The organism is Paenibacillus sp. FSL H3-0457, from assembly GCF_037981725.1.
GTDB classification, from domain to species: Bacteria; Bacillota; Bacilli; order Paenibacillales; family Paenibacillaceae; genus Paenibacillus; species Paenibacillus amylolyticus.
The window spans coordinates 3,628,551-3,652,185 of sequence record NZ_CP150283.1 but is presented as its reverse complement, the minus strand read 5'-3'; the positions used below and the strand labels follow the sequence as shown (position 1 = coordinate 3,652,185).

Genomic DNA, 23,635 nt, shown 5'->3' with positions numbered 1-23,635 from the left:
CCTACACACTCTCCTTTCGTTTAACCATAGTGAAAAGGATCGTAGGAACAAGTAAATAAATGAATGCACCAAGCCAGATTTGAATGTTCAGTAACATCTTTTGACCCGGAACCGTTTGCCATAACCATTGATCCATTATGATAATACTTATCAAAATGACAAACCAACTCGACAATAATCCGATCCGAGTAGTGCTTTTGTTCATTTTTTTCATAAAGACTCTTCCAGCTCCATATAAACACAACAAAAGAATTGAAATGTCAAATACATAATTAAACATATGGAAAGAGATAAGGATGTAATCGATTCGTTCTAAACCACTCATTTGAATGTAACTTCCCATATATACTACCGGAAAGTTGATCTTGCTTAAAAAGTTTGAACCGTAAAACAATACCGAAGCAATGAACAATAATGAATATTCCATAATCGTCAGCATGTTTCCAATGACAAGATATTTTGATATTTTTTTATTGGAGCTTAACCATGGAACCATAAAGGCCAAATATACTGGACCGGAAAATGCCGACCAAATAAACAACAAGCCCTGCCATGAATGTCCTGACCATTCGGTGGGGATTAGAGGATACAAATCGCGGTAATTTGCAATCGTTGGAAAGAAAAAGGGAATAAACATGATTAAGATCCACGCCCCGCAAAGAAAGGCGATAACGACAAAACGCAATGTTTTTTCCATGCCATGTGAAGCCACAAATAAACTGATCGAAAGAATAACTAGGATCAGCCACTTTTTATTCATTGATGGATATATAAAATTATGGAGCATTTCAACGTAACCCAGTGTGATGATTGAAATTTTTAACAGTATTATTACAAAACCAAGTATTGCGAAAACTTGAACCGCCCGTTTCCCAAAAAGCTGTACAAATCCTTGATAGCCTTTCGATGCATAACTGGAAGTAAACCATTTGGATAGCATCATCAAATTAAGTTGGGACAGTAGCCCCAAGGCGACAATTCCCCAAACCATATAGGAATGAACCAAATAAACCGGCATGATTAAAATAAAATAATGCATTTGCGTTCGATTAACTAATAAAAGGAAATGGATGCCGCCAAGGGTGGAAGTTTGATTGAATAGGGATAAAGTCTTCATTTCTTCATCTTCTCCTGTCGCCATTTCTGTAGTGGTTTTAGATTATGCGGACGCGTTTTCATCCAAATCAAAGGCCCGCGAATAAAGAGGTCAATCCAATCCTTCCCATAAAAAGGTGAAAGCGGCGCTAAATAAGGTTGACCTAATGACGTTAATGCATGGAGATGCGCAAGAATGCCGATTATCCCGACCACGATTCCTGGCAGCCCAAGAAACGATGCAAGGATAAGAAGAAGCAATTGCAACAGAACCATGGATTTTGTCATTTGATAATTGGGAACTAAAAAGAAAGCAATAGCGGATATACCCATCAAAACAATTAATACTTTACTTGCAAAGCCTGCCTCTACAGCCGCTTGTCCAATGACAATACCACCGATAACCCCTAGAGTTTGACTGGTTTTGGTCGGCATTCGCAAACTTGCTTCTTTGATGATTTCCAGCGTTACGATCATGAAAATTCCTTCCACAAACGGAGTAAAGGGCAATTTGCTTCTCGATTCCAATAATACGAAGAGAATCGGCAGCGGAACCATTTGGTAATGAAATGTCGTTAACGCAACATAAAAAGGAATCATCGTCAAAGAAATAATAAAACTTCCATACCTCATTAAACGTAAAAAACTGGCTACCGGCCAACGAAGGAAGTAGTCTTCTGGCGATTGGAATAGATGGAATAATGTAATGGGACAAATTAAAGCAAACGGTGAATTGGAGACTAATAAAGTCAGCTTACCCTCACCTAAGGCGAAGGCGCAGGCATCCGGCCGATCCGTTTGTAGAAACTGGGGAAAGACCGTATGGTTATGATCTTCAATAAAAGCTGCAAGCTGTGCGGAGTCTAAAAACTGATCGAAATCCACACTTTCAATTTTCTCTCTTGCAAGGGAAACAAATTCCGGATTAATTATTCCGTCTATGTACATTAACACAACTTTTGTTTTACTCAGTGATCCTATAGTGAAGCTTTCCGTTTTTAATGTCGTTATAGGCAAACGTCTGCGCAACATTGTAATGTTATTATCGATTTGTTCGCTGAAGCTATCTTTCGCTCCATATATAACCGTTTCCGTTTGGGAAGGTTCAATTGCCCGGCCAAGAGGATTTTCCAACTGTATGCCTAGCCATTGATCGTTGACTGAATCGTATAGAAGAATATATCCTTGCATTATTTTTTGCCCAGCATCTTCGATCGATATAACTTCTGAAACATCAGAATTGATTATGCATGAAGGAAGCGAATTTCCGCCTGATTGATGAAGTGGCTGAATAATCGCCTCGTTTAAACGCTCTTGATCTATTAATGTTTTTATAAATAAAAGATGGACTGAAGCACTCGTACCTATTTTGTGCTCAATGATTTCGGCATCTTCCATATGGTTTAATATCTGTTTTAAATCATCAAGCCATGTAGACTTTTGATGATTTTTCATTTGAGGCTCGTGTTTTTCAACCATGGTCGTCTCCTTTATCAAAGTAATAAAATGGTGATAAGGTTAATATCTTGTCCTGTAATCGAAAAATCATACGACCGGCAATTTGTAGTTTAACAGCAATATCGGGAACAACATGCTACCAGATTAATCTTAATCGAATGAGTGTATTATGGTACCCTACCCTTTGTATCTGTCTCCGGCTTTCCTCTTGGGCGACAAAAAACAAAAAGACAGGCATCAACTGATACCTGTCCCTATCTTAAGTTCATTAGAATTACTATATTGCCCTTAGATAAAGGGCCTACGGTCCCGCAAAATGAACTGAATAATCTGCTATTAAAATCTGCTTTGAAAAGTGGGATGTATCAAAAGGTAGGAGCAGGTAATTCATCAATGTTCATGCGTAGTAGACTATAGGGTTTTTGTCGCAGGTCTTTTCCGTAATGAAATCTGGCCTGCCTATGTAATTGGTTCACAATTACATATAAGTATTGATCCGGACCAATAGAAAAAGTATCCGGCCATAAAATTCGGGGATCATGGGCGATGGTTTCCATGATTCCATTTGGCAATATCTTTCGAATACTATCGTTTTCGTAATCTCCAGCATAAACGTTTCCTTTAGCGTCTGTGATCATCCCATCAGATGCACCCTTCTCTCCCCAATACTGCACAAGATCACTTAACTTAAAATCCGGTATCGTTCTGTCTCTTAACGATTCTGTTGAGATAGAGAATAACTGGCGACTGGTTAATGGACAATAGAATAACATTTTTCCATCAGGGGAAATCGCTATACCATCAGAGGCCAATCGAAACGGAGATGTCGAACCATCCGCGTTTCGATTCATCAAAATTTTACCTTCCACTTTCGGCACAAAATACGGATCGGGTGAGGTCGAGCTTGCTCCATGCAACCGTCTATACGCATTTCCGTTTTCTAAATTTACGACGATAATAGCGCCTGGACCATTGGAAGAAGAATCCGTTATATATGCGTAACCTGCTTTTCCTACACGAAAGTCAAATCGGACATCATTTAGATACGTTGTCGGCAAGACTACATCATCTGCAAATGTATATACTTTTCTAATTGTATTTGTTTCTAAATCTACCGCGACTAATTTTGCCCCTCCTTTAATAGGCTCTGAAAAATTTGGTGCAGCCGTGTCCAGTACCCACAGGGTTCCCCTTCCATCTGCAACAACACTCTGGACACTAATGAAGGACATAACGATATTCAATGGGTTGATCAAATTCGTTTCTTCATTAGGATAAGGTTGCATCTGACCATCAACAATTTCCGCTACCGTAAATCTAACGTCATCTCCCCATTTTGGAAAGCAAATAAAGGTACGCCCGGTTTCGGATACACTAACGCCTGTAGGCATAGCCCCGTAAAAGGAATGAACGAGTTCTAACTTACCAAAATATTCTTCCATAGGTAACATAGGCTGTATGATGTCCTCCTCAACATAGTTGAATAGATATTACCTATAATTATGTTCAAGACTTTTTCTAATGCCTGGCCCTTAATCATTCTTTTTTAACCTCGATTTTGAAATTGTCCGATACATTTAAAAATACAAAAAAACTTCGGCGTAAGCCGAAGCATGTTGACGTTAACTATATGTGCTCTAGGAAAAATGCTTCTTCCGATCGTCAACGCAAAACTTTGCCAAGCTTATCAGTACCAAAACCGTTTTATTGTTGGTCCGGTAAACCTAATGCATTGGCTGAAGTTATCGCTTGATCTAAAAATTCCTCTGCTCGGGTCAATTGCTGCCTGGCAATCTCCAACGCTTGTGAATTTGTTGCCGCATTAGATTCACTTAACGAGCTTATTGCCTGATTTAAAGCCGTCTGCACCTTAGAAACCGCGTTAGATGCATGCTGCTCCAGCGTATTACTACCACTCGAGTTAAGTGCATCTTCTGCTGGTTTTCTTGCGTTTTCGGTTGCTAGATCAATTTTGTTTTTATTGGGCACCGTGACTCCTCCTTCCATGAGTAAGATCATTCATTTAAACAGAAATAAGTATGGGATTGAGATTTTGTTTATATCCCTGCGACTGTATGGGAATATTCGGATCTTACCTCTCCGGTGATCCATATTAGTATAAGATCCGATGCATTGGAAAATCTAATCTTGATGAAAAAGGAGGGGATCATTTCTGAATGGCTAATCCAACGCTAGCGCCGCACGAATCGATGGAACTGCATGAAGCGTTAAACTTCAAAACGCTCTGCATCGCTAAGTCGAAACTTATGCAAGGCCTGGTCTTTGACCAAGAGCTAAAAGCATTAATGCAGAAAGACGTAATTCAATCCATACAACAGATTGCTGAGCTGCAAGCAATCTACGCAAGAGCTCCTTTTCAAGCACCCGTTCCGAATAATCCGACACCTATAACACATTAAGGGGAACTCAGATGAATACCGATTATTTAGATCCGATTAATTCATTGAATATGCCGGAAATGGCAGATATGACTTTTGCCATGGACTTCCTTCTTCGTGCCAAGGAGGGTGTACGTAATTTGTCCATCGCCCTGACGGAAACGGCTTCACCGGATGTAAGAGCCCTGTTGCATACTCATCTGAAGCAGGGAATTTCAATGCACCAAGAAATTTCGGAGCTCATGATTCGCAAAAAATGGTTTCATCCTTATGAGCTGAACGAACAGTACCAACTCGATCAGCTTTCGGCGAAAAATACGGTGATGATCGGGCAGATGAATCTGTTCCCGGGTGATACGTCACGTAAAGGGATGTTTGATCGGACCCCAGATGAACATATTGGAGGACATAAAGCATGAAGGCGGTAACGTATCAAGGGGTTAAAAATGTCGTGGTCAAAGAGGTGCCGGATGCGAAGATTGTGAAACCGGACGATATGATCGTAAAGATCACCAGTACCGCGATTTGCGGTTCTGACCTTCATCTTATTCACGGGATGATCCCTAACCTTCAGGAAAACTATGTCATCGGACATGAGCCGATGGGGATCGTAGAAGAAGTGGGCCCTGGCGTGACCAAGGTAAAAAAAGGCGACCGCGTAATCATCCCGTTTAACATCGCATGCGGAGAATGCTTTTTTTGCAAAAATCAGCTGGAAAGCCAATGTGACAATTCCAACGAACACGGGGATATGGGCGCATATTTCGGCTACTCCGGAACGACCGGCGGATATCCCGGCGGGCAAGCGGAGTATTTACGGGTCCCATTTGCTAATTTTACCCACTTTAAGATCCCTGAAAACTGCGAACAACCGGACGAAAAGCTAAGCTTGATCGCCGATGCCATGACGACGGCATTCTGGAGCGTAGATAACGCCGGCGTTAAAAATGGAGATACGGTCATTGTGCTCGGCTGCGGCCCGGTCGGACTCCTAGCCCAGAAGTTCTGCTGGCTGAAAGGAGCTAAGCGGGTCATAGCCGTCGACTATGTCGATTACCGCTTAAAGCATGCGAAGCGAACAAACAATGTGGAAATAGTAAACTTCGAACAGGATAAGAATATTGGGAACACTCTCAAGGAAATGACCAAAGGCGGCGCCGATGTTGTCATTGATGCGGTAGGAATGGACGGCAAGATGAGCGATCTTGAATTTCTAGCCAGCGGTATGAAACTGCAAGGCGGCACCATGAGCGCATTTATCATTGCATCTCAGGCTGTTCGCAAAGGTGGCACCATTCAAGTCACTGGGGTATACGGCGGACGTTATAACGGATTCCCGCTCGGTGATATCATGCAGCGAAACGTGAATATCCGTTCCGGACAAGCTCCGGTCATTCACTACATGCCATACATGTACGAGTTGGTTACGTCTGGCAAAGTGGACCCTGGCGACATTGTTACGCACGTCATTCCGCTCAGCGAGGCCAAACGGGGCTATGAAGTGTTCGATACAAAAACGGACGATTGCATTAAAGTCATCTTAAAGCCTTAAATATGAATAGATACATGGGAGGACAATCTGAATGGATTCCACATACGCTTTGCATGAGATGCTCGAGGTACATGAAATAGCTGCGTTCAAGACGGTTTGTATGACTAAATCCAAGACCATGCAAGCTCTGGTAACCGACCCGGAGCTCAAGCAAATTTTGCAACAAGATGCGATCTTATCACAACAGCAGCTTCAGGAGCTCGGTGGAGTGCTGTCTAAAGCGACTGTATAGGAGATAAAAAAATGAACCCAATATTAGAACACATGACTGGTCTTAATACGCTGACCGATGACGTGATCGCAATGGATTTTTTGATGAACGCCAAGAGCGGTGTCAGAAACTACGCCATGGCTGTGACCGAATGTGCCACCCCCGAAATCAAACAAATTTTGATGAAACAGCTCGATGAAGCCATAGATTCTCATGAAAAGATATCAAATTACATGGTGCAGCATGGTTTATACCACCCTTACCATATTGCAGAGCAAATTCAGCTCGATCTGAAAAACATTCAGACTGCTATGAACATTCCGTCCTGACACCCTTTTTGATTTTAGCCAGAGACTTCAGAGAACAAAATGTCCCTGTGTCAAGAATTTCAACAATGAAAAAAGGCGGATACTATCCGCCCTTTTTTTGGCATCGTCACGAAACACGCTTATTGCAAGCGTTCCTTTACGTATTCTACTTATTTCTATCCTGAGACTGTTTATGGCCGCTGCTCTCTACTTTAATTGACTACAGTGAACTTAAGGCTCCAGCTTCCATGACATTTCCCAAAAATCAAGCTCAAAGCGACTGCACATCACGAAAATATCCTCCATCCGTTGGTACGTTCCCTCGCTACAGCCTTCTAATAGCTTATCAGTTAACGTCACTAGGGATTGATTGTTGCTGTTGTATTCAGAGGAAGCATATCCTGTGATCCACTCTCCGTAAAAAGGATGCTCAGCTGCACCTGGCTTTTGGGCAAGGACTTGACCAATCTCTGCATAGCTCCATGAGCAGGCCAGAATGGATACAAGTACTTCTGCTATGCCACCCGCATGGGAAACAGAGAGCATATAGTTAGTATAGGCTGCATTTTTCAGGGCAGGTTTTACCTGGAAAACATGATCCTCTGTAATTCCTAATCGCTCCATATAAGAACGATGAATTTTCATTTCACCATTCAGGATGTTATCTACGTTTTCACTAAAAAACTGCATCAATTTGGGGTCGTGCGACTTGACAATACCTAGTGCAAATACGCGGGCATAATCGAACAGGTACAAGTAGTCTTGCAGCAAATAATAACGAAATTGTTCAACCGTTAAGGAACCATCTCCGATTCCTTTAACAAAGGGATGCTCAAGACATTCCTTCCACACAGGCTGTGCTGCCTGATATAGTCTCTCTGAAATAGTCAACATGTGTTCCTCCAATTCATAATGTACGTATTTAAAAACAAAAAAACGAAACATCCTATGGATGTTTCGCAGACAAATACACTAAAACAAGGGGGTTCGCATGAGCTACCCAAGTACAGTGTTTCATCGTTGCATCCCTACGTTGGCATTATCCAAATCAGGTAAGGTCGGTTTAACACCCTCTCAGCCGGTTAAGGCTCCCTCGCAAACGGTTGTATGTAGTTGATTACTTTCCTATTCCCATAAAAGATAAAATAACATCCATTTAGTATATCAAGGGCTGTTAAATATAGTCAAGGAAGATTGTATCGCCCCTCATCACCTTTGGTGACGTATGTAAACGATGAAAACCATCACAACAATGGTTGAGTTTCAGCCACTGTTATGATGGTTTCTATTCTTGCAACTACTGCCGATGGTTTAATGCCCGAGTTTGTTCTTTCCGACAAAAGTGAGTATTCCGTACTGGGAAGTATTTCTCCAGCTCTCATTGGTCGTATCATTCCACTTGGCTACGCTCTGCTTACCTCCGCCCTGGTTGTCGTTAATTTGGAGCTCGAAACCGAGAACATTTCCTGCTTTGGGCGTCAATGATTGTAAATGAATTCTGGCTTCTACGAGATATCCTTTATTTGTTTTCTTCACAGCACTTACAAGGCGTCCAGGTGAGGCACCCCCTGCAAAGGTTCCCACATTGTCTGCACTGATTCTGAACTGGGCATCATCATATTGAAAATACGGTGTGCGCTGGTGATTCTCGTCCAGGAAAATCTCAACCGAATCCTGATCCCATGGGTTGATACTATCTGTAATGATGTTTGGATCAGTGACGTCGATCAGCAGGTATAGATACTCACCTGACCACATTGCGCGAGCCACTGCCTCTGCACCTTCGCTCTGGTTCAACCGTTTTACTTCAAATGGTGCAGCCTTATTCCATGATGTGTCTTTCTTCCCATCAATCTGAACAATCCCTTGCACAGCTTGTGCAGATTTGGGCATAGGGGCGAGTTGAATCACGCCGTATTTGCTTGTATCCTGTTCCTGAGATTGTGTTCTATCATTCCAGTACAGTGGATTATAAGGTTGTGTCCCACTTGAACCGCCATCAGTCACACGGATATCCAATCCGGCTTCATATTCTGATCCGACTTGGATACCACCCCACGGAATGGACAATTCAACCTGATATCCGGCTTTTGTCTCGCGTACACGATATGAACGCTGCTCCACACCCTCAGCTTTGCCCGACCGCTTAATGATTACGTGTCGGTCATCTGCTTCATATGAAGTGGTCTTGCCATTATTGAGATCAACAAAGATATCTACTCTGTCATTCACATCTGCCTTTGCATCCTGTACATCCACGAGGATATACAGGTTACTATGATCCCATAAAGTGCGGAAACTGGCTGATCCCGAAGAGTCACCCTTCAGTGGAGTAGACACCGCTTTGTTCCAGAGCGGATCTTGTGTCTGTTTTTTGATATCCGGTTTACCCGAAAGTGAGACGGCTCTCTGCGTCAACACAGGCAAACTGGATTCATCCACGAGTCCCCAGTATGCCTTTTTGGCCTTCAGGGCTGAATCAAACAGCATAGCCTGGTTGTTGTAAGACTTCTCATCTTGGAGTCCCCATAAGGTAACTGAAGAAATGTGGTCTTTGTGTTTTTTGTACAAATCCAACAGTTCCTTATATCGATACGCCTGCTTTACTGCAACTTCATCGGACATCTCTTCACCAAATGGAATTCCGCTATCCACATCCAGTTCCGTGATCTGAATATCCAATCCAAGTTCGGCGAACATGCTGATCGTTTTTTCAATTTCCTTGATGGGCGGGGATTCCAGGTTATAGTGGGATTGCAAACCCACACCATCGATGAGCCCTTTCTCTTTCAGTCGTTTGACCAACTGATACATATGCTCTCTTTTCTCAGAGATTTCCGTGAAGTATTCGTTGTAATATAATTTGGCATTCGGATCGGCTGCACGAGCGAATTCATAGGTTTTCTCAATATAATCCGGACCAATTAGTTCATAAAAGGGACTTTTACGTAAACCGTTGGCATCACCATTGCTATCCGCAATCGCCTCGTTTACCACATCCCAGGCATAGATCTTACCTTTGTATCGGGTCATGACGGTTTCAACGTAATCCTGAATCCGGGCAAGTAGTAATTCTCGACTCGCAGGGTTACCCTGAGGATCCTTGAACATCCACTCTGCTGCATCAATATGCCACAACAACGCATGTGCGCGTACGCCCATACCATGCTCCTCGGCGAACTGAACATATTGATCGGCTGCCTCGAACTCATAAACACCTTCGGAAGGAGACATGTACTTCGGTTTCATCTCGTAGGTTGCGGTCAAGCTGTTAAAGTGCTTTGTGAGCAGTTGTCCATATGCGCCTTCCAACTGCCAGCGATACACCGCTGCACCAATGGGGAAATCATCTTGATACAGGTCTTTCAGAGACAGAATCCCTTCTTCAATCTCCAGTTGCTCGGCCAGAGTAAATGATACATCATCCACATAGAACGATAACGTATCTACGCTATCTTCAGAGATGTAGGGTGTTTCGATGAACAAATTCAATTCAGTGGGATCATCGCTATACTGAAATTTTCCGGTGATTTTGTGCCATGTATTCCATTCTGCTTTGGCAATTTTCACGCTACCGATTGGGTTCCAGCTTTCGGCAGTTGTTTTTTTATATGTGGTGAGCTGTAATGTTTGATCCGTGGTGGGCTCCTGAGTAAGTCTTACATATGCCGCAATTTCGTACTCTTGGTTACGCTTAAGCAGATCCTTCATGGATAACATCGGTCCATGATAGGAACGCTCACGGTTGGCGACCAGCATACTGGACTGACCTTCGTGTGCTTCCTGCTGTGTCACTGTCAGCCTTTCGTTACCTGTACGTGGAGTCCACCCCTGAAGTGTACCGTCTTCAAAGTTTGTACTCAAATGACCTCCCTCCACTTCCGTAACTGCTTTGGCTGCATGTGAGACATTCGTAAATGGAAGCATGGCGAGTACGAGCACAAGAACCAAGGCCGTTATATTCCATTGACCTAACCGTTTCATACAATTCCTCCTCTTGATTTGGTCTAAGTATTTCTGAACGGATTAACATCCAGATAAATAGATTATAGCTCTTTGGATAACGCTTACATATAACAAATTTACAATAATTACAATAAAATGTTATCACTTGGTAATCTCGTGTGGGTTTAGGAAGCTGGAGTTCGTTCGCAAGGGATATCAAAAAACCGCTACATATTTGCAAAAATAAAAGACCGTTTCCCGATAAAATACGAGAAAACGGTCATCGTTAGAAAGTATCTTTTTTCCTGTCTGCTAACAGGCATATAAACTTTGTTTTATAATCGTCCCTCGTGACCCTGATCCTCCTGCACAATTCGAGCTATGTGAATCATCAAATATAATAATTCCTCGTTTGATATGGAGATATCCAGCATATTCTGCACGTAGGTTTTAATCATCTCCGCGCATTTGTATTCAAACGGATGCTCCTTCACCATGTGTTGAAATATAAAATCTTTCGCCGAATTGCCCAGACGTCCTTCTTGTAAACGCTGGATGAAGAATTGCAAATGTGTGACAAGTCTCACATAATGGATGGAATTTTTGTTCAATTGCATATCAAAGGTGTATTGAATCAGGTTAAAAATATCTTTTAACATCTTAACGGATTGCATCGTTCGCTCCATATTCTGTTCATGCGTTTGGGCATTCACGAAATGAAAAGCGATATTCCCTGCTTCTTCTTCCGGCAGTTCGATACCCAATTCTAGATTCAGCATCTGAACGGCTTCAAGGCCCAGTTCGAATTCGACAGGATGAAACCTCTGGATCTCCCATAACATGCGATTCTGTAATGCTACACCTTTTTTCCATCGTTCAATGGCAAATGACAAGTGATCCATAAGCGTGAAGAAGATTTGATCGTCAAGAGACAGCTTTTCTTTTGCATTGGTAATCAGTTTGTTTATGACATTCACATGTTTTTCTGGCATGTTTTCGATGGTTCGTACGTAAGCCTGGGCAGACGGATTATTTTGCAAAATGAATCGTTTCTGGATGTGTTCTTCATCCAGCCGCTCGCCGACTTTGCCTTTGAATGCCAACCCTTTTCCCATGACAATCATCTCTTGTCCCTGTTCATCTTTGGTCAGAAGCAAGCTGTTATTTAATATTTTGATTACTCTCATGCATTCATCACGATCCTTTATTCTTTCGTGACCGCCTGATCCGAATTTCCGATACATCTGCCATTCTGTTTAATGACCTCTTGATACCACGAGAAGCTTTTCTTCTTCAAACGCTTCAAGTCTTTCAGATCCTGTTCACCGCGGTTTACATAGATCATTCCATAACGTTTCCCATACCCCTGATGTGTGCTTACCAAGTCAATAACGGACCAAGGGCAATAACCAATCACATCTACTCCATCCGTTAGAGCCAGTCTGATCTGTTCCAGATGTTTCTCGATAAAATCAATCCGGTACGTATCGTTAATGGTGTTATCTGCCTCAAGTACATCCGGGGCTCCAATACCATTTTCCGTAATTAGAATAGGGAGACCATATCGTTCACATACCTTACGCAATGTCAGCCTTAGGCCAACCGGGTCAATGACCCAACCATATTTCGTTTTTTCCGTATAAGGATTCTCCGCGGCCCGGTATACTCCCTGCTCGCCAAGCATAATTTGCTGATCACCCGCACGAGCTGTAACATCCGACGCATCGCCCATACTGGCGGCAATGGTTGCCGTCGAGTAGTAGTTGATTGCTACCAGATCGGGGCGGCCAAACTGGATATCTTCCATGTCACCCTGCTCAATAACCGGCTCGATGCCGCGTTCCTGTAAATAACTCCAGAATAATGGATTATACCGTCCCCACACCGATAAGTCGAGAAAACCCCATCCACGAATCGTCTCCCAGTTATGAGCAGCGACTGCATCGGCTGGTCTGGAGGTTGCCTGGTACATGGAAGTCATGTTTAAAGCAGGTCCGATCTTACCTTGCGGGAGCATATCATGAAATAGTCGCATCGTTCTGCCTTGAGCTACAAACATGTGATGATTTTGCTGATACAGTTCCTTATTGGATGGCAAACGCCCGCCTTTTGGTGTACCAATAGCACCTGGATGAAGAATCATCGTATTTTGCTCATTAATGGTCAACCAATATTTCACTTTATGCCCGTAATGCTCAAACAAGATACGCCCATACTCGACGAAGGCATCGATCGTCCCCCGGTTGTTCCATCCTCCGGTTTTCTCAAGCTCGTAGGGTAAGTCGAAATGGTACATGGTCACAATGGGCTCAATACCATGGAGCAGCAATTCGTCAATTAATTGGTGATAAAAATCGAGTCCCTTCTCATTAACAGTCCCTGTGCCTGAAGGCAAGATTCGAGTCCATGCAATTGAAAAACGATATGCTTTGAGGCCCAGCTCTGCAAAAAGCTTCACGTCTTCTCTGAACCGGTGATAGTGATCGCTCGCAACCGTGAAATCGGCGGTTCCAGCCGGATGATCACACATATCGATGACGGACAGGCCTTTGCCATCTTTGTTCCAGGCTCCCTCCACTTGATAGGCCGAGGTAGACCCTCCCCACAGAAATTCATTGGGGAATGGTTTGATCTGTTGATATAACATCTCAAGCACTCCTTCATTTTAAATGTTGATCATGATATATGACGGACCATATGAAGTATCGTATTACGTTTGTTACGAAAGATGGATAATGGTTGCTCCAACCTCCACAGGATTCTGCTTCTCCAGCTTAATATCCGAGAAACGATCCGAATTGGCGATAATGATCGGGGTTATGACTTCATACCCTTCTGCCTTGATGGCATCGATATCAAAGCGGATCAACAAGTCACCCCGTTGTACGCGATCCCCTACTTTAATGGAAGAGTCAAAATGTCTCCCCTTTAGGTTGACGGTATCCACTCCAATATGAATGAGCACCTCTTCTCCATCATAACCGTTTAATTTGACCGCATGTTTGGAGTCCATGAAAGCCGTAACTTCACCTGCGATTGGTGCATACAGTTCTCCTTTGGCAGGAATAATGGCAGCACCCTTACCCAGTAATCCCAAAGAGAAGACATCGTCTGGTACACGGTCTAGATGGACTAATTCCCCTTGCATCGGGCTGGCGATCGTAAGTGGACGTAATTCATTTTGGCTCGGTACATTTGCATTTGTTATTGTAGAAGACTGTGTGCTTGGGCTGTTGTCTTGAACAGGCTGCCCGGAAAGTGTCTTGTCATCGTTAACGTTGGTAGTTCCTTCTTCTTCATCTTCCACTGGATCTTCAAAACCAATGATCCATGTCAGAGCAAAGGTAACGATAAAAGCGATCATACAAGTCACAATGGCATGAACGATGTTCATCGGATTGCTGCCAATGAATGCAGGTAACGCGGCAAGCCCTGGAGACACGAAGGCATAACGTACTAATCCGGTCAGACCAGCGTATATCCCTGCTACACCACCACCGATCATTGCGGCAATTAAGGGTTTCTTCAGTTTCAGCGTTACACCGTACAAGGATGGTTCCGTGATGCCCAGCACAGCGGTGAAACCGGATGAAGCAGCGAGCTGTTTCAGTTTTTTGTTTTTGGTTTTCAATGCTACAGCAAGGGTGGCCCCACCTTGAGCAATATTGGACGCGAGCATTCCGGGACCGTTGATCATTTCATATCCATTTTTGGTCAGTTGGCTAGTTGCAATCGGCGTCATGGCCCATGCGGTACCTGTTACGATCAGGAATGGTTGCAAAGTTCCCATTAACAACGGAATCAGCCAACTGGCTCTGGCATTGATCGCTTCTGCACCCATCGCAACCAGATCATTCAGGTACGTTCCGAAAGGCCCAATCGCCAACAATGCAAGTGGTGCTGTAATCAATAGTACAATCATTGGTTTCGTGAAAAATTTGATCATTGAGGGCGATACCCGATCCGCGAAACGTTCAATATAGGACATGAGCCAAACGACGATAATAATCGGCAGTACGGAGCCCGCGTAATCGGTTAGTCGAACTGGCACACCGATGAAAAACACGTCTTTTCCTTCCGCCATCAGGGCGCTCCATCCCGGGTGTAATAACACGCCGGCAACTGTCATCGCCAGAATGGGACTTGTTTCAAATTTAATGGAAGCTCCATAAGCCAGCAGAATAGGCATGAAATAAAAAGCCGCGTCCGCAATGGTATTAAGGATATAGTAGTTTTGGCTTTCCGTCGTTACGAGGCCTGTCAGCACAAGTACGGCTAATATCGCTTTGATCATACCTGCGCCAATGATTGCCGGAATTACCGGAGTAAATGTTGTTGAGATCACGCTGATGAATCTGGAGATCCAGCTCTGTTTTTGCTTTGGTCCGTTATTTTTGCCAGAATTCGATTTGGAGTCCGCACTTCGGGTAGCCGAACCCATCTGCTGAGTGATAACTCGGTAGACCTGCTGCACCTCATTGCCCACAACGACCTGGTATTGTCCACCATTGTTCACAACGGTAATGACACCTGGAAGTGCTTTGAGTTTTTCTGTCTCCGCTTTGGAGATGTCGTGCAGTTCGAACCGAAGTCGAGTTGCGCAGTGCGTAAGCCGAGCGATATTCTCTTTCTTCCCAACCAATTCCGTTATCTCTTGTCCCAACTTGCGATAATCCATACCAATGCCTCATTTCTGAATTTGGATATAAAAAAGACCAAAACGATATGCCCTCCCCTACTCACATAAGGAAAATGCAAAATCATTTTGGTCATGCCTGCTTTACCAGTAACAGCCAAACACTGCTAATATTCAATTCGTTATCGATGTAAACGTTTACTGGATCATAATATCACACAATAAATTAGTTAGCAATCACTTTATTCGACATTTTTCTGCATTTTAATTTGCTTGATTCGACTTGATTATTAGCAGCCTTCTATAGGCTTCCACCCATTCCCCTTCTCATTTGCCTACATACAATACATTAGACTAATGAACAGGAGTGATGTGATATGACATTTTTACCTCCTTTTGGACCTGGTGGAGGGTTTGGCGGACCTGGGGGTCCCGGAGGACCAGGAGGACCCGGCGGATTTCCTGGTCCGCCATCGTTCCCCGGGGGTGGAGGTGGTGGCGGACCACAAGGCGTGCAGGCACCTACCGGACCGCCACCATCATTCGTTCCACAGCAACCCGCTTCGTTATATGCGGTAGATCCAAGAGCCATATCCGGCTGCCTGTTTCGCTACACATATATTTGGCCGGATCGTGGTCCCGGCTTCTGGATGTACCCGGTATTTGTAGGTAGAAACTCGGTGGCTGGCTTCCGTTGGAATGGCTTCTTCTGGCTATACACCGGCATTGATCTGCAGCGAATCAGCTCGTTTAGCTGTTTCTAGAAGTAAATCCCCCTGTATGCGGATTAATCCACATACAGGGGGATTTAGATTTTTGGAATATTCACCTTGTCTAAAGCAACTTAATCAGCTTTTCTAGCTCATCAACCAAACTCTTTGCAAGTTCAAAATTAGTATCTTTTAAAGCCAATTCAATTTTCATTTCAACAGACTTTTTCTTTTGTTCATTTTCTAGATAGTTTTCATCAAAATGACTCGCATAAATCATCTGTCTAAATTCTTCTATACTCATTTTACTAATCGTTTTGTCCTCGATAATTAAAACATAATCCATACCATTTACAACCGAATAGAAATCATGAGAAATCATGATAATCGCACCTTTGTAGTCTTCAATGGCTTTCTCCAATGCGATTTGTGTATAGATGTCTAAATGGCTTGTCGGTTCATCCAGGAGCAATACGTTGGCTTGACTGGCAGAAACTTTAGCCAGTTGAAGCATGTTTTTTTCTCCACCAGATAACGATTCAATCTTTTGATCAAGGATTTCTCCTTCAAAGCCATAGTTTGGAAGATACGATCTAATTTCATCATACGTTTGAAAGCCGGAATCAATGAATTCATTTAGGATGGTATTCGAATCTTTTAGCATTTCGCCTTGAACCTGAGATAAATAGGCCACTTTAACATCAGCATTTATTTCAATGGCATCCTGATTATTTTTAAAGATTTCTCGGAGTAAAGTCGTTTTCCCGGTACCGTTAGGACCGATCAGGGCTACTTTATCTGTAGATTTGATCTCAAAGTTCACATTTTCCAAAAGCAACTCGTCAAAGGAAACGTTATAGTTATTGACGTTAACCACAACGGTGTCTTCCATTTCCTTATCGATTCCAAAACGGATATTCGGCTGTTTGATATCGACAAATGGCTCTTTTATTCGACGTGCTTCCAATCTCTCTTGAAACTTGACTCTGGCTTTTAACGCTCTGCCTCTGGAGGCTTCGGAATTATATGTGGCGATCTCTCTAAGATTGTCGATGATGTGATCGTATCTCTCAATTTCCTCAGCTTCAGCAACTGCGATTTCTTGCAGTTCGATCTTAGACTGAAGCAGTGAGAAGTTGTAATCGATATATCGCCCGTCAAACTCTTGGAGCTCTGTGTTTTCTAGGTGTATGATTTTGTTGAAACAATGGTTCAACAGATATCGGTTGTGCGTAACGACCAGCAACATTCCCTTGTGTGTGTTAATCAATTTTTTAAGCGCGTTCAGGTTTTCAAAGTCTAAAAATACATCAGGTTCGTCCATAATCATGAAGTCTGGACGATTCAGCATTTCCTTCATCACTTGAATAAGTTTGAATTCCCCGCCGCTTACGGCGGATATACTAAGATCTTTGAGCTTCATGAGGTTGGCAAGGTTTAACTGTTTATTGATGTTTTTTTCGTAATTATCCCCATCCATCGCCTCGAATGCATCCAAAGCCAATTGAAGCTTTTCCATCAGGGAATCCATATCCGATGTGGTGGCCATCTCCGCATAAATCGCTGTAATTTCATCTTGTATCTTGATGAATTCTTCTGCGATATATTCAAAAACGGTCATTTCTTTTGTTTTGTCTACTTGCAAAAACTGACTCACATACCCGATTCTGCAATCGGGGTCTATCTCTAACTTGCCCTCGAACAAATATCGTTCCGGATCCATCAGGATATCGATCAATGTACTTTTTCCACTGCCGCTTGTTCCGATAAAAGCACAATGTTGTGCCTCTTCAAACGTAAATGAAATGTTTTTATATAGTTCCTTTTGTGGAAATGAGAAGGATAGGTTTTCAACTTTTATCATAGTGTTACCTTTCTTTACAACTAAATTGGTGGCTAATATTAAATATATTGTCGAACACAGACTTTTAGAGTAACACTGTTTACCACCAAGTACAATCGATTTTTAGCACTTACCCTCACTTTGAAACTCTAATACGTTCTATAGAATGATGGCTAGTGGACGGTGGTTTCTTCGTAAAACACTACTGACATACTGTTGTCAGTAGTGTATTTGTATAGTTGGAGTAAGCAATTGTAAAGGAGTAAAAGTAAATGCGAAGTGTTTTTGATCCAAAATGTATTACTTATTATAGGAAGGATGATATCTCGTGAATTTTGCTTCTGTGCGTATCATTACTGATGACGTGGATCGTCTTGTCGAGTTCTATGAGAAAATTACGGGTGTTTCAGCAGAACGCCCTGCACCTGTCTTTGCCGAACTCGTTATGCCATCGTGCACTCTAGCGATCGGCCACTCCCAAACGGTGCAACTGTTTGGCGCTGGTTCCGCTGTGGCGGCCAACAATCGTACTGTCATTATTGAGTTCCACGTCCACGATGTTGATGCCGAATACGAGCGCTTGAAGCCGTTTGTTGATGAGTGGGTAAAGGAACCTACCACAATGCTCTGGGGGAATCGTGCTTTGCTTTTTCGCGATCCTGACGGTAATCTGGTTAATCTCTTCACGCCGGTGACCGAGGAAGCAATCCAACGGTTCAGTGGTAGGTTATAAAGGACAGTTGAAATGAGCTTACCAAAGGGAGGCATGCTTTCTAACGATCTCAATAAATGCTTCTACTTGGGGAGAGATCCACTTGTTTTTGGGATACAGCAACTGCGTAGCTAGATTTTGTTTGTACTGCTGACCTGAAAGTTTTTCTTCCTTCAGCTCCTTCTCTACCGTAATTCGAGGTAACAAGGATATGCCCATACCGCTCAATATCGACTGTTTCACAGCTTCAATACTCCAGAATTCAATATTGGAAGTAATCCCAATCTGATACTCTTCAATGCATTGTTCAAACAATGTGCGATAACCGCAACCTCTTTCGGTAAAAAGTAAATTGCTTCGTACAATGTCCCGTTGTAGCTCAAATGAATTGGGGTACAGCAACATCATGGGCTCCTCAGCCAATTTCTCACTGTACAGATTGGGATCATGAACCTCTGTCCCCAACATGAAGGAAATATCACTTTTGCCTTGCATCAAATTCTCTTTATAATGTACGGAATCTAATTGGTGCCACTCGATGTTGACATGAGGATGCAATTTTTTGAACTCTTCAATAATAGGAGGAAAACGATAGATCAATAACGTTTCCCCAATACTGATCACGATATTACCCGTTAATTCACCTTGTGCAGCAGTCACTTCCTTAATCATATGATACAGCTCAAGCATTTTCTGTGCATGTGGCAACAATTTTTTCCCAGTCTCCGTTAAAATAACCCGCTTACCAATTCGATCAAATAAAGGGTAGTTAATCTCCTCTTCCAACGCCTTAATATGCAATGTAATTGTAGATTGCGCGTATCCAAGATGCTCAGCAGCTTTGGTAAATCCCTCGTGTTCCACAATTGTAATAAATGTGACCAAATGACGTATTTCCATCATTGGCTCCCTTCTTTTTAACATCATTAAAACTGATCGTTTACATATAAACTATCAATTTAACTAATGGAAAGCAATCGTTTATATTCAATGTAGCTCATTAAGAGCCCATTTCATTTTTAATTTCAATCGTTTATGGAAGGGAGTAATCACTATGCAAACAGCAGCAACGTCATCCATCTTGATTAATGGATATCGAATCGCTTATGAACAATATGGAGAAGGCTCTCCCATATGGCTCCTTCATGGAACACCGTCTTATAGCTATGAATGGAGAAAAGTAATACCCGCTCTGGTTCAAAAAGGGTACAAAGTCTACGTTCATGACCTTCTGGGATATGGAGCATCCGAAAGACCCCTCGAAGCAGATACTTCTGTGGCAGCACAATATACGCTGTTTAGTCAGCTTTTAGACGCACTCGGAATGGATCGTTTACATGTCGCAGCCCACGATCTAGGTGGAATTGTCGGAGTCCAACTGGCCTTGGAACAGCCTGAACGTGTACAATCGCTTACGTTACTCAACATGCCCAGCTATGATTCGTGGCCCTCACCAACCTGGAAGAAAATTATCGAAGAACAGCTTGAACAGGTTGAACAAATGTCCCGTGCTGATTTTGATACCATGCTAAAGAAACAATTATCCATGGCAGTGTATAATAAAGAGCTTATGACTGGCAATGCACTGGATGCATATCTGGAACCCCATACAGGTTCATTGGGCAAAGCCTCTTTTTTCTCCCATCAGGTAGCTCATTATAATGCAAAATATACTGAATCCTATGGAACAGATTTACCCAAGCTGAAAGTTCCCGTTCAAATTTTATGGGGGGAAGAAGACGAATGGCAGCCCCTTATGTACGCAAAGAGGCTTGTCCAGGATATTCCCCATGCCTGCCTACATGTCATTCCCAAAGCTGGTCATTTCGTAATGGAAGATGAGCCGGGGCAATGTTCTGATTATATCGACCGTTTCTGCAATAAACATCCGTGAGTAGGTTTGTATATTGAACAGAATCTCTAAGAGAAAAATTAAGCGCTCCACTGGCATAAAGCTGGTGGAGCCTTTTTTTGGTTAATGGCAAGGTGTCCTTGCATACTGTTAGTTTATAATCTGCGTATATGTATATACAAATTTAGGATTAGTCTTCATTTCCCCCTTCAATATTACGATAAATAGTATGGGGTTATACGAATAGCCATATTTACTTTATTACATCCAAGGGGGAACCGTACGTGAAACAGACTCGCAAAAAAAAGATGGATTTAAGGTTCAAACTGTATTTGATTATTCTGGTTCCGCTACTGGCCATGGGCGGTCTAATCATATGGGCAACCATCGACTCCAGTGAAAATGCATCATTAATGACCATGCAGCATAACAATCAGCAGCTGGCTGTGAATACCGCCTCTCAACTAGGTCAGGAGTCGGAATTAATTAAGACATTATCTTCTCCTGCTTCAGAGGAGAGCAACGAATATAAAAGTCTTAGGGACGAACTCGTTAAAGTTAGGCTTCAATCGGGAGCCTTGTATGTTTATATGTATAACAAAACTTCGGACGGGTGGATCTACACCGTAGATGGAGCGAATTGGGACGATACGGAATATAGTCCTTACGGCACTGCAATGGAATTCAATCCCCAGATTCAGGAACGCTTGTTACGCGGTGAAGTCGTCACAACAGGCATTGTAGATGATCCAACTTGGGGACAGCTATTGTCCTCCTTTACACCAATCAAGGATTCGCAAGGTGCTGTCATTGGCTATCTGGGCATTGATATTTCTGCTGGAGCAGTGAATCAAGTCTCCGCGACATCTGTGAATAATGCTTATCAGACCATTATCCCGATTTTTGTGGTTGTACTGATTCTTTCTTTGGTCATGATGTTATTCGTAGTACGAGGTATTCTTAGACAAGTACGCGATATTAAGTCAAGTCTCGAGCAGGTTGCTGATGGGAATCTCAAAGTCGTATCCACACACATGTCCAATGATCAACTCGGTGACATTAGTGATTTGATTAACATCATGGTTGCCCAATTGACGAACATTCTGATGGGAATACAGCAAGGTTCAAATACATTACAGCAGTCATCAAAAGATATTTCGGAAACCGCTCAGACAAACCAGCGTCAGAGCGAAGAACTTTCCAGAGCGATCGAGGAAATTGCCATAGGTTCAATGAAACAGGCTGAAGAGACAGAACACTCCGTCCAGCATTCAGAGAATCTCGGCAAAATAATGGATGAAGTAGGTTCATATGTGAAACAGTTTACTTATACTTCAGAGCAGCTATCTTCTGTTCAAGTACAAGTTACACGTGAACATGAGGTTCTGCTTGAGAAGGGCCGAGAGAATGCCAAGCGTGTTGAGCATCAACAGGATATTTCCAGGTCTCTGACGACTCAATCCGAACTCGCTTCCTCTATTAGCGGTCAGATTCACAACATTTTAAAACAAACTCAAATACTATCCCTGAATGCTTCAATTGAAGCAGCCCGGGCTGGAGAAGCGGGTAAAGGCTTTGCAGTCGTTGCTGGGGAAATGGGACAGCTCGCTCAACAATCCGAACGTTCGATCCAGGAGATTGATGAGATCCTGGGTTCATTTGTTCAAGAGATACATCGGATGGGCAGTCATTTTGATGCGAATATGGTAGCTGTTAAGGAACAGGAGAAACAAATCGCTGATTGTCTCCAGGCATTTGGACAGGTTAGCCGCTTATCGACCGAAGTGCATGAGTTGGCTCAGAGTTTGGACAGCCGGACGATGGATATGCACTCTATTCGTCAGGAGTTGGAACAGAATCTCAGTTATATTGCTTCCGCAACCGAGGAAACTTCAGCCATGGCCGAAGAAGTCACGGCTAGTGCTGTGGAGCAGCAGCGATCGGCAAGCGAACTGTCGAACATCTCCGGGGAACTCGCTGGTCTTGCAGGCAACCTCAAATCATATTCCGATCAATTTCAGATCGAAGTCACTAAATAATTTCCCAATCTCATTAAGGGTGTTGTTAGATGACAATTTAGAATCGCCGCCGGAAACGTAACTTTCTTGGAGCGTTAATTTTTCGGAGGACTCAGGGTTCTGATCAGTAGCTTCCACCAACGAATTAGGAGATTCGTCACGTTGACTTAATAATGATTCCTCATTTATAATTCGAACATTAAGAGCCTGCCAGACATGACTTACCATGGATGCCTGGGATATCGATCTGTAAACAAACTCAAACTCAACAGTGAAAGATGTGAATGCATTATGGTTAAAGAGAAATTATATTACGGTAAAGATATCGAGGTTATGTTTAATTCGGATGTCTGCATTCATTCTGGTATTTGTGTAAAGGGCCTTCCTGCTGTTTTTGATTTAAGCAAGCGTCCTTGGGTTGATCCTGATGGTGACACTTCGGAGGCCATTGCCCGGCATATTGACACATGTCCAAGTGGAGCATTGACGTATAAGCTTCTGGACGGTGAATATTCAACAAAGAAAGAGGATGAACATGCATAACGTAGAACATGAACCTGCCAATAAAAGATTCCTTATTCAAGATAACGATGATATTGCTGCGGTGATGACCTATGTAATCTCGAGTCCAGAGCTATACATCATTGATCACACTTTGGTGGAAAATGCTTACCGCGGACAAGGGCTTGGCGATGAACTTATCAAAGCGATGGTGGAATACGCGCGGGAAAACGGTATTAAAATTTTACCTTTATGCCCGTTTGCCAAGGGACGTTTCGAACGTATCTCCGAATACGCGGATGTTCTCCATCAATAACGAATATTCGAAACTGATTTTCATGTGGTTACACAACAATAAAAGGCGTCTATATCATTCAGACCATGATATAGACGCC

Annotated in this window: 22 protein-coding genes and 1 riboswitch; of the genes, 11 read left to right on the top strand and 11 right to left on the bottom strand. The window is 42.9% G+C overall.

The annotated features are described in order from the left end of the window. Nucleotide 1 precedes the first annotated feature (1 nt). The 4 genes from MHH25_RS16140 to MHH25_RS16125 form a co-directional block, all read right to left on the bottom strand. Nucleotides 2-1,117: a GerAB/ArcD/ProY family transporter gene (locus MHH25_RS16140; RefSeq protein ID WP_076253194.1), complete on the bottom strand. Its 1,116-nt coding sequence runs from the start codon at nt 1,115-1,117 to the stop codon at nt 2-4. Next, nucleotides 1,114-2,574 carry a spore germination protein gene (locus MHH25_RS16135; RefSeq protein ID WP_036615397.1) on the bottom strand — a complete coding sequence of 487 codons (1,461 nt, stop codon included), beginning with the start codon at nt 2,572-2,574 and terminating at the stop codon, nt 1,114-1,116. The genes MHH25_RS16140 and MHH25_RS16135 overlap by 4 nt, the downstream gene beginning before the upstream one ends. Nucleotides 2,575-2,918: 344 nt before the next feature. Then, nucleotides 2,919-4,004, bottom strand: a complete 1,086-nt coding sequence (locus MHH25_RS16130; RefSeq protein ID WP_174806471.1) for an L-dopachrome tautomerase-related protein — start codon at nt 4,002-4,004, stop codon at nt 2,919-2,921. Between the two features lie 253 nt (nt 4,005-4,257). Then, complete coding sequence (locus MHH25_RS16125; protein ID WP_036615403.1) at nt 4,258-4,542, bottom strand: hypothetical protein; 285 nt, start codon at nt 4,540-4,542, stop codon at nt 4,258-4,260. A gap of 188 nt (nt 4,543-4,730) precedes the next feature. Between MHH25_RS16125 and MHH25_RS16120 the strand changes: the two genes are divergently transcribed. From MHH25_RS16120 to MHH25_RS16100, 5 genes are read left to right on the top strand one after another with little or no spacing between them, the layout of a single operon-like run. Then, nucleotides 4,731-4,973, top strand: coding sequence for a hypothetical protein (locus MHH25_RS16120; RefSeq protein ID WP_036615405.1), 243 nt, complete (start codon nt 4,731-4,733; stop codon nt 4,971-4,973). Between the two features lie 11 nt (nt 4,974-4,984). Then, entirely contained in the window at nt 4,985-5,371 is a 387-nt protein-coding gene (locus tag MHH25_RS16115) for a spore coat protein (RefSeq protein WP_036615408.1), read from the top strand. Further along, nucleotides 5,368-6,504 carry a zinc-dependent alcohol dehydrogenase gene (locus MHH25_RS16110; RefSeq protein WP_036615410.1) on the top strand — a complete coding sequence of 379 codons (1,137 nt, stop codon included), beginning with the start codon at nt 5,368-5,370 and terminating at the stop codon, nt 6,502-6,504. Before MHH25_RS16115 ends, MHH25_RS16110 begins: the two co-directional genes overlap by 4 nt. A gap of 31 nt (nt 6,505-6,535) precedes the next feature. Then, entirely contained in the window at nt 6,536-6,736 is a 201-nt protein-coding gene (locus MHH25_RS16105; protein ID WP_076210515.1) for a hypothetical protein, read from the top strand. An 11-nt stretch (nt 6,737-6,747) separates the two neighbouring features. Then, nucleotides 6,748-7,044, top strand: a complete 297-nt coding sequence (locus MHH25_RS16100; protein ID WP_036615415.1) for a spore coat protein — start codon at nt 6,748-6,750, stop codon at nt 7,042-7,044. Nucleotides 7,045-7,254: 210 nt separating this feature from the next. Here the strand turns inward: MHH25_RS16100 and tenA are convergent, their stop codons facing one another. From tenA to MHH25_RS16075, 5 genes are all read right to left on the bottom strand, one after another. Next, nucleotides 7,255-7,917 carry a thiaminase II gene (gene tenA / locus MHH25_RS16095; RefSeq protein WP_083669638.1) on the bottom strand — a complete coding sequence of 221 codons (663 nt, stop codon included), beginning with the start codon at nt 7,915-7,917 and terminating at the stop codon, nt 7,255-7,257. 113 nt (nt 7,918-8,030) lie between these two features. Further along, a riboswitch (TPP riboswitch) is annotated at nt 8,031-8,128 on the bottom strand. Between the two features lie 206 nt (nt 8,129-8,334). Next, on the bottom strand, nt 8,335-11,007 hold the full coding sequence (locus MHH25_RS16090) for an endo-1,4-beta-xylanase (protein ID WP_036615417.1): 2,673 nt from the start codon (nt 11,005-11,007) through the stop codon (nt 8,335-8,337). A gap of 296 nt (nt 11,008-11,303) precedes the next feature. Then, the gene (locus MHH25_RS16085; RefSeq protein ID WP_076318155.1) at nt 11,304-12,155 is read right to left on the bottom strand and encodes a PRD domain-containing protein; all 852 of its coding nucleotides are present in this window, start codon (nt 12,153-12,155) and stop codon (nt 11,304-11,306) included. Nucleotides 12,156-12,172: 17 nt separating this feature from the next. Next, nucleotides 12,173-13,615 carry a glycoside hydrolase family 1 protein gene (locus tag MHH25_RS16080; RefSeq protein WP_036615418.1) on the bottom strand — a complete coding sequence of 481 codons (1,443 nt, stop codon included), beginning with the start codon at nt 13,613-13,615 and terminating at the stop codon, nt 12,173-12,175. A 72-nt stretch (nt 13,616-13,687) separates the two neighbouring features. After that, a complete protein-coding gene (locus MHH25_RS16075) occupies nt 13,688-15,646 on the bottom strand; it encodes a beta-glucoside-specific PTS transporter subunit IIABC (RefSeq protein WP_340017517.1) in 1,959 nt (652 codons plus the stop codon). A 335-nt stretch (nt 15,647-15,981) separates the two neighbouring features. Between MHH25_RS16075 and MHH25_RS16070 the strand changes: the two genes are divergently transcribed. Further along, a complete protein-coding gene (locus MHH25_RS16070; RefSeq protein WP_036615422.1) occupies nt 15,982-16,368 on the top strand; it encodes a hypothetical protein in 387 nt (128 codons plus the stop codon). A gap of 70 nt (nt 16,369-16,438) precedes the next feature. Here the strand turns inward: MHH25_RS16070 and MHH25_RS16065 are convergent, their stop codons facing one another. After that, entirely contained in the window at nt 16,439-18,178 is a 1,740-nt protein-coding gene (locus MHH25_RS16065; RefSeq protein WP_036615424.1) for an ATP-binding cassette domain-containing protein, read from the bottom strand. A gap of 307 nt (nt 18,179-18,485) precedes the next feature. On the opposite strand from MHH25_RS16065, the gene MHH25_RS16060 reads away from it, so the two are divergent. Beyond that, nucleotides 18,486-18,890: a VOC family protein gene (locus MHH25_RS16060; protein WP_340017516.1), complete on the top strand. Its 405-nt coding sequence runs from the start codon at nt 18,486-18,488 to the stop codon at nt 18,888-18,890. Between the two features lie 18 nt (nt 18,891-18,908). Here MHH25_RS16060 and MHH25_RS16055 read toward each other — a convergent pair whose 3' ends face one another. Then, a complete protein-coding gene (locus MHH25_RS16055) occupies nt 18,909-19,772 on the bottom strand; it encodes a LysR family transcriptional regulator (protein ID WP_083657022.1) in 864 nt (287 codons plus the stop codon). Between the two features lie 151 nt (nt 19,773-19,923). On the opposite strand from MHH25_RS16055, the gene MHH25_RS16050 reads away from it, so the two are divergent. The 4 genes from MHH25_RS16050 to MHH25_RS16035 all read left to right on the top strand — a co-directional run bounded on the left by MHH25_RS16050 (nt 19,924) and on the right by MHH25_RS16035 (nt 23,556). Then, nucleotides 19,924-20,763, top strand: a complete 840-nt coding sequence (locus MHH25_RS16050) for an alpha/beta hydrolase (RefSeq protein ID WP_340017515.1) — start codon at nt 19,924-19,926, stop codon at nt 20,761-20,763. 242 nt (nt 20,764-21,005) lie between these two features. Then, complete coding sequence (locus tag MHH25_RS16045; protein WP_282321295.1) at nt 21,006-22,760, top strand: methyl-accepting chemotaxis protein; 1,755 nt, start codon at nt 21,006-21,008, stop codon at nt 22,758-22,760. Between the two features lie 270 nt (nt 22,761-23,030). Then, nucleotides 23,031-23,282: a (4Fe-4S)-binding protein gene (locus MHH25_RS16040; RefSeq protein WP_036616061.1), complete on the top strand. Its 252-nt coding sequence runs from the start codon at nt 23,031-23,033 to the stop codon at nt 23,280-23,282. Further along, nucleotides 23,275-23,556 (top strand): GNAT family N-acetyltransferase, encoded by a 282-nt coding sequence (locus MHH25_RS16035; protein ID WP_340017513.1) that lies wholly within the window; start codon nt 23,275-23,277, stop codon nt 23,554-23,556. The genes MHH25_RS16040 and MHH25_RS16035 overlap by 8 nt, the downstream gene beginning before the upstream one ends. Nucleotides 23,557-23,635: the final 79 nt, after the last annotated feature.

Bases quoted from the DNA above. Each gene is read 5' to 3' on its own strand.
- MHH25_RS16110 (WP_036615410.1), top strand. From the start codon at position 5,368: ATGAAGGCGGTAACGTATCAAGGGGTTAAAAATGTCGTGGTCAAAGAG.
- MHH25_RS16105 (WP_076210515.1), top strand. From the start codon at position 6,536: ATGGATTCCACATACGCTTTGCATGAGATGCTCGAGGTACATGAAATA.
- MHH25_RS16120 (WP_036615405.1), top strand. From the start codon at position 4,731: ATGGCTAATCCAACGCTAGCGCCGCACGAATCGATGGAACTGCATGAA.
- MHH25_RS16090 (WP_036615417.1), bottom strand. From the start codon at position 11,007: ATGAAACGGTTAGGTCAATGGAATATAACGGCCTTGGTTCTTGTGCTC.
- MHH25_RS16050 (WP_340017515.1), top strand. From the start codon at position 19,924: ATGCAAACAGCAGCAACGTCATCCATCTTGATTAATGGATATCGAATC.
- MHH25_RS16115 (WP_036615408.1), top strand. From the start codon at position 4,985: ATGAATACCGATTATTTAGATCCGATTAATTCATTGAATATGCCGGAA.
- MHH25_RS16080 (WP_036615418.1), bottom strand. From the start codon at position 13,615: ATGTTATATCAACAGATCAAACCATTCCCCAATGAATTTCTGTGGGGA.
- MHH25_RS16130 (WP_174806471.1), bottom strand. From the start codon at position 4,004: ATGTTACCTATGGAAGAATATTTTGGTAAGTTAGAACTCGTTCATTCC.
- MHH25_RS16100 (WP_036615415.1), top strand. From the start codon at position 6,748: ATGAACCCAATATTAGAACACATGACTGGTCTTAATACGCTGACCGAT.
- MHH25_RS16065 (WP_036615424.1), bottom strand. From the start codon at position 18,178: ATGATAAAAGTTGAAAACCTATCCTTCTCATTTCCACAAAAGGAACTA.
- MHH25_RS16070 (WP_036615422.1), top strand. From the start codon at position 15,982: ATGACATTTTTACCTCCTTTTGGACCTGGTGGAGGGTTTGGCGGACCT.
- MHH25_RS16040 (WP_036616061.1), top strand. From the start codon at position 23,031: ATGGTTAAAGAGAAATTATATTACGGTAAAGATATCGAGGTTATGTTT.
- tenA (WP_083669638.1), bottom strand. From the start codon at position 7,917: ATGTTGACTATTTCAGAGAGACTATATCAGGCAGCACAGCCTGTGTGG.
- MHH25_RS16140 (WP_076253194.1), bottom strand. From the start codon at position 1,117: ATGAAGACTTTATCCCTATTCAATCAAACTTCCACCCTTGGCGGCATC.
- MHH25_RS16055 (WP_083657022.1), bottom strand. From the start codon at position 19,772: ATGATGGAAATACGTCATTTGGTCACATTTATTACAATTGTGGAACAC.
- MHH25_RS16075 (WP_340017517.1), bottom strand. From the start codon at position 15,646: ATGGATTATCGCAAGTTGGGACAAGAGATAACGGAATTGGTTGGGAAG.
- MHH25_RS16085 (WP_076318155.1), bottom strand. From the start codon at position 12,155: ATGAGAGTAATCAAAATATTAAATAACAGCTTGCTTCTGACCAAAGAT.
- MHH25_RS16035 (WP_340017513.1), top strand. From the start codon at position 23,275: ATGCATAACGTAGAACATGAACCTGCCAATAAAAGATTCCTTATTCAA.
- MHH25_RS16135 (WP_036615397.1), bottom strand. From the start codon at position 2,574: ATGGTTGAAAAACACGAGCCTCAAATGAAAAATCATCAAAAGTCTACA.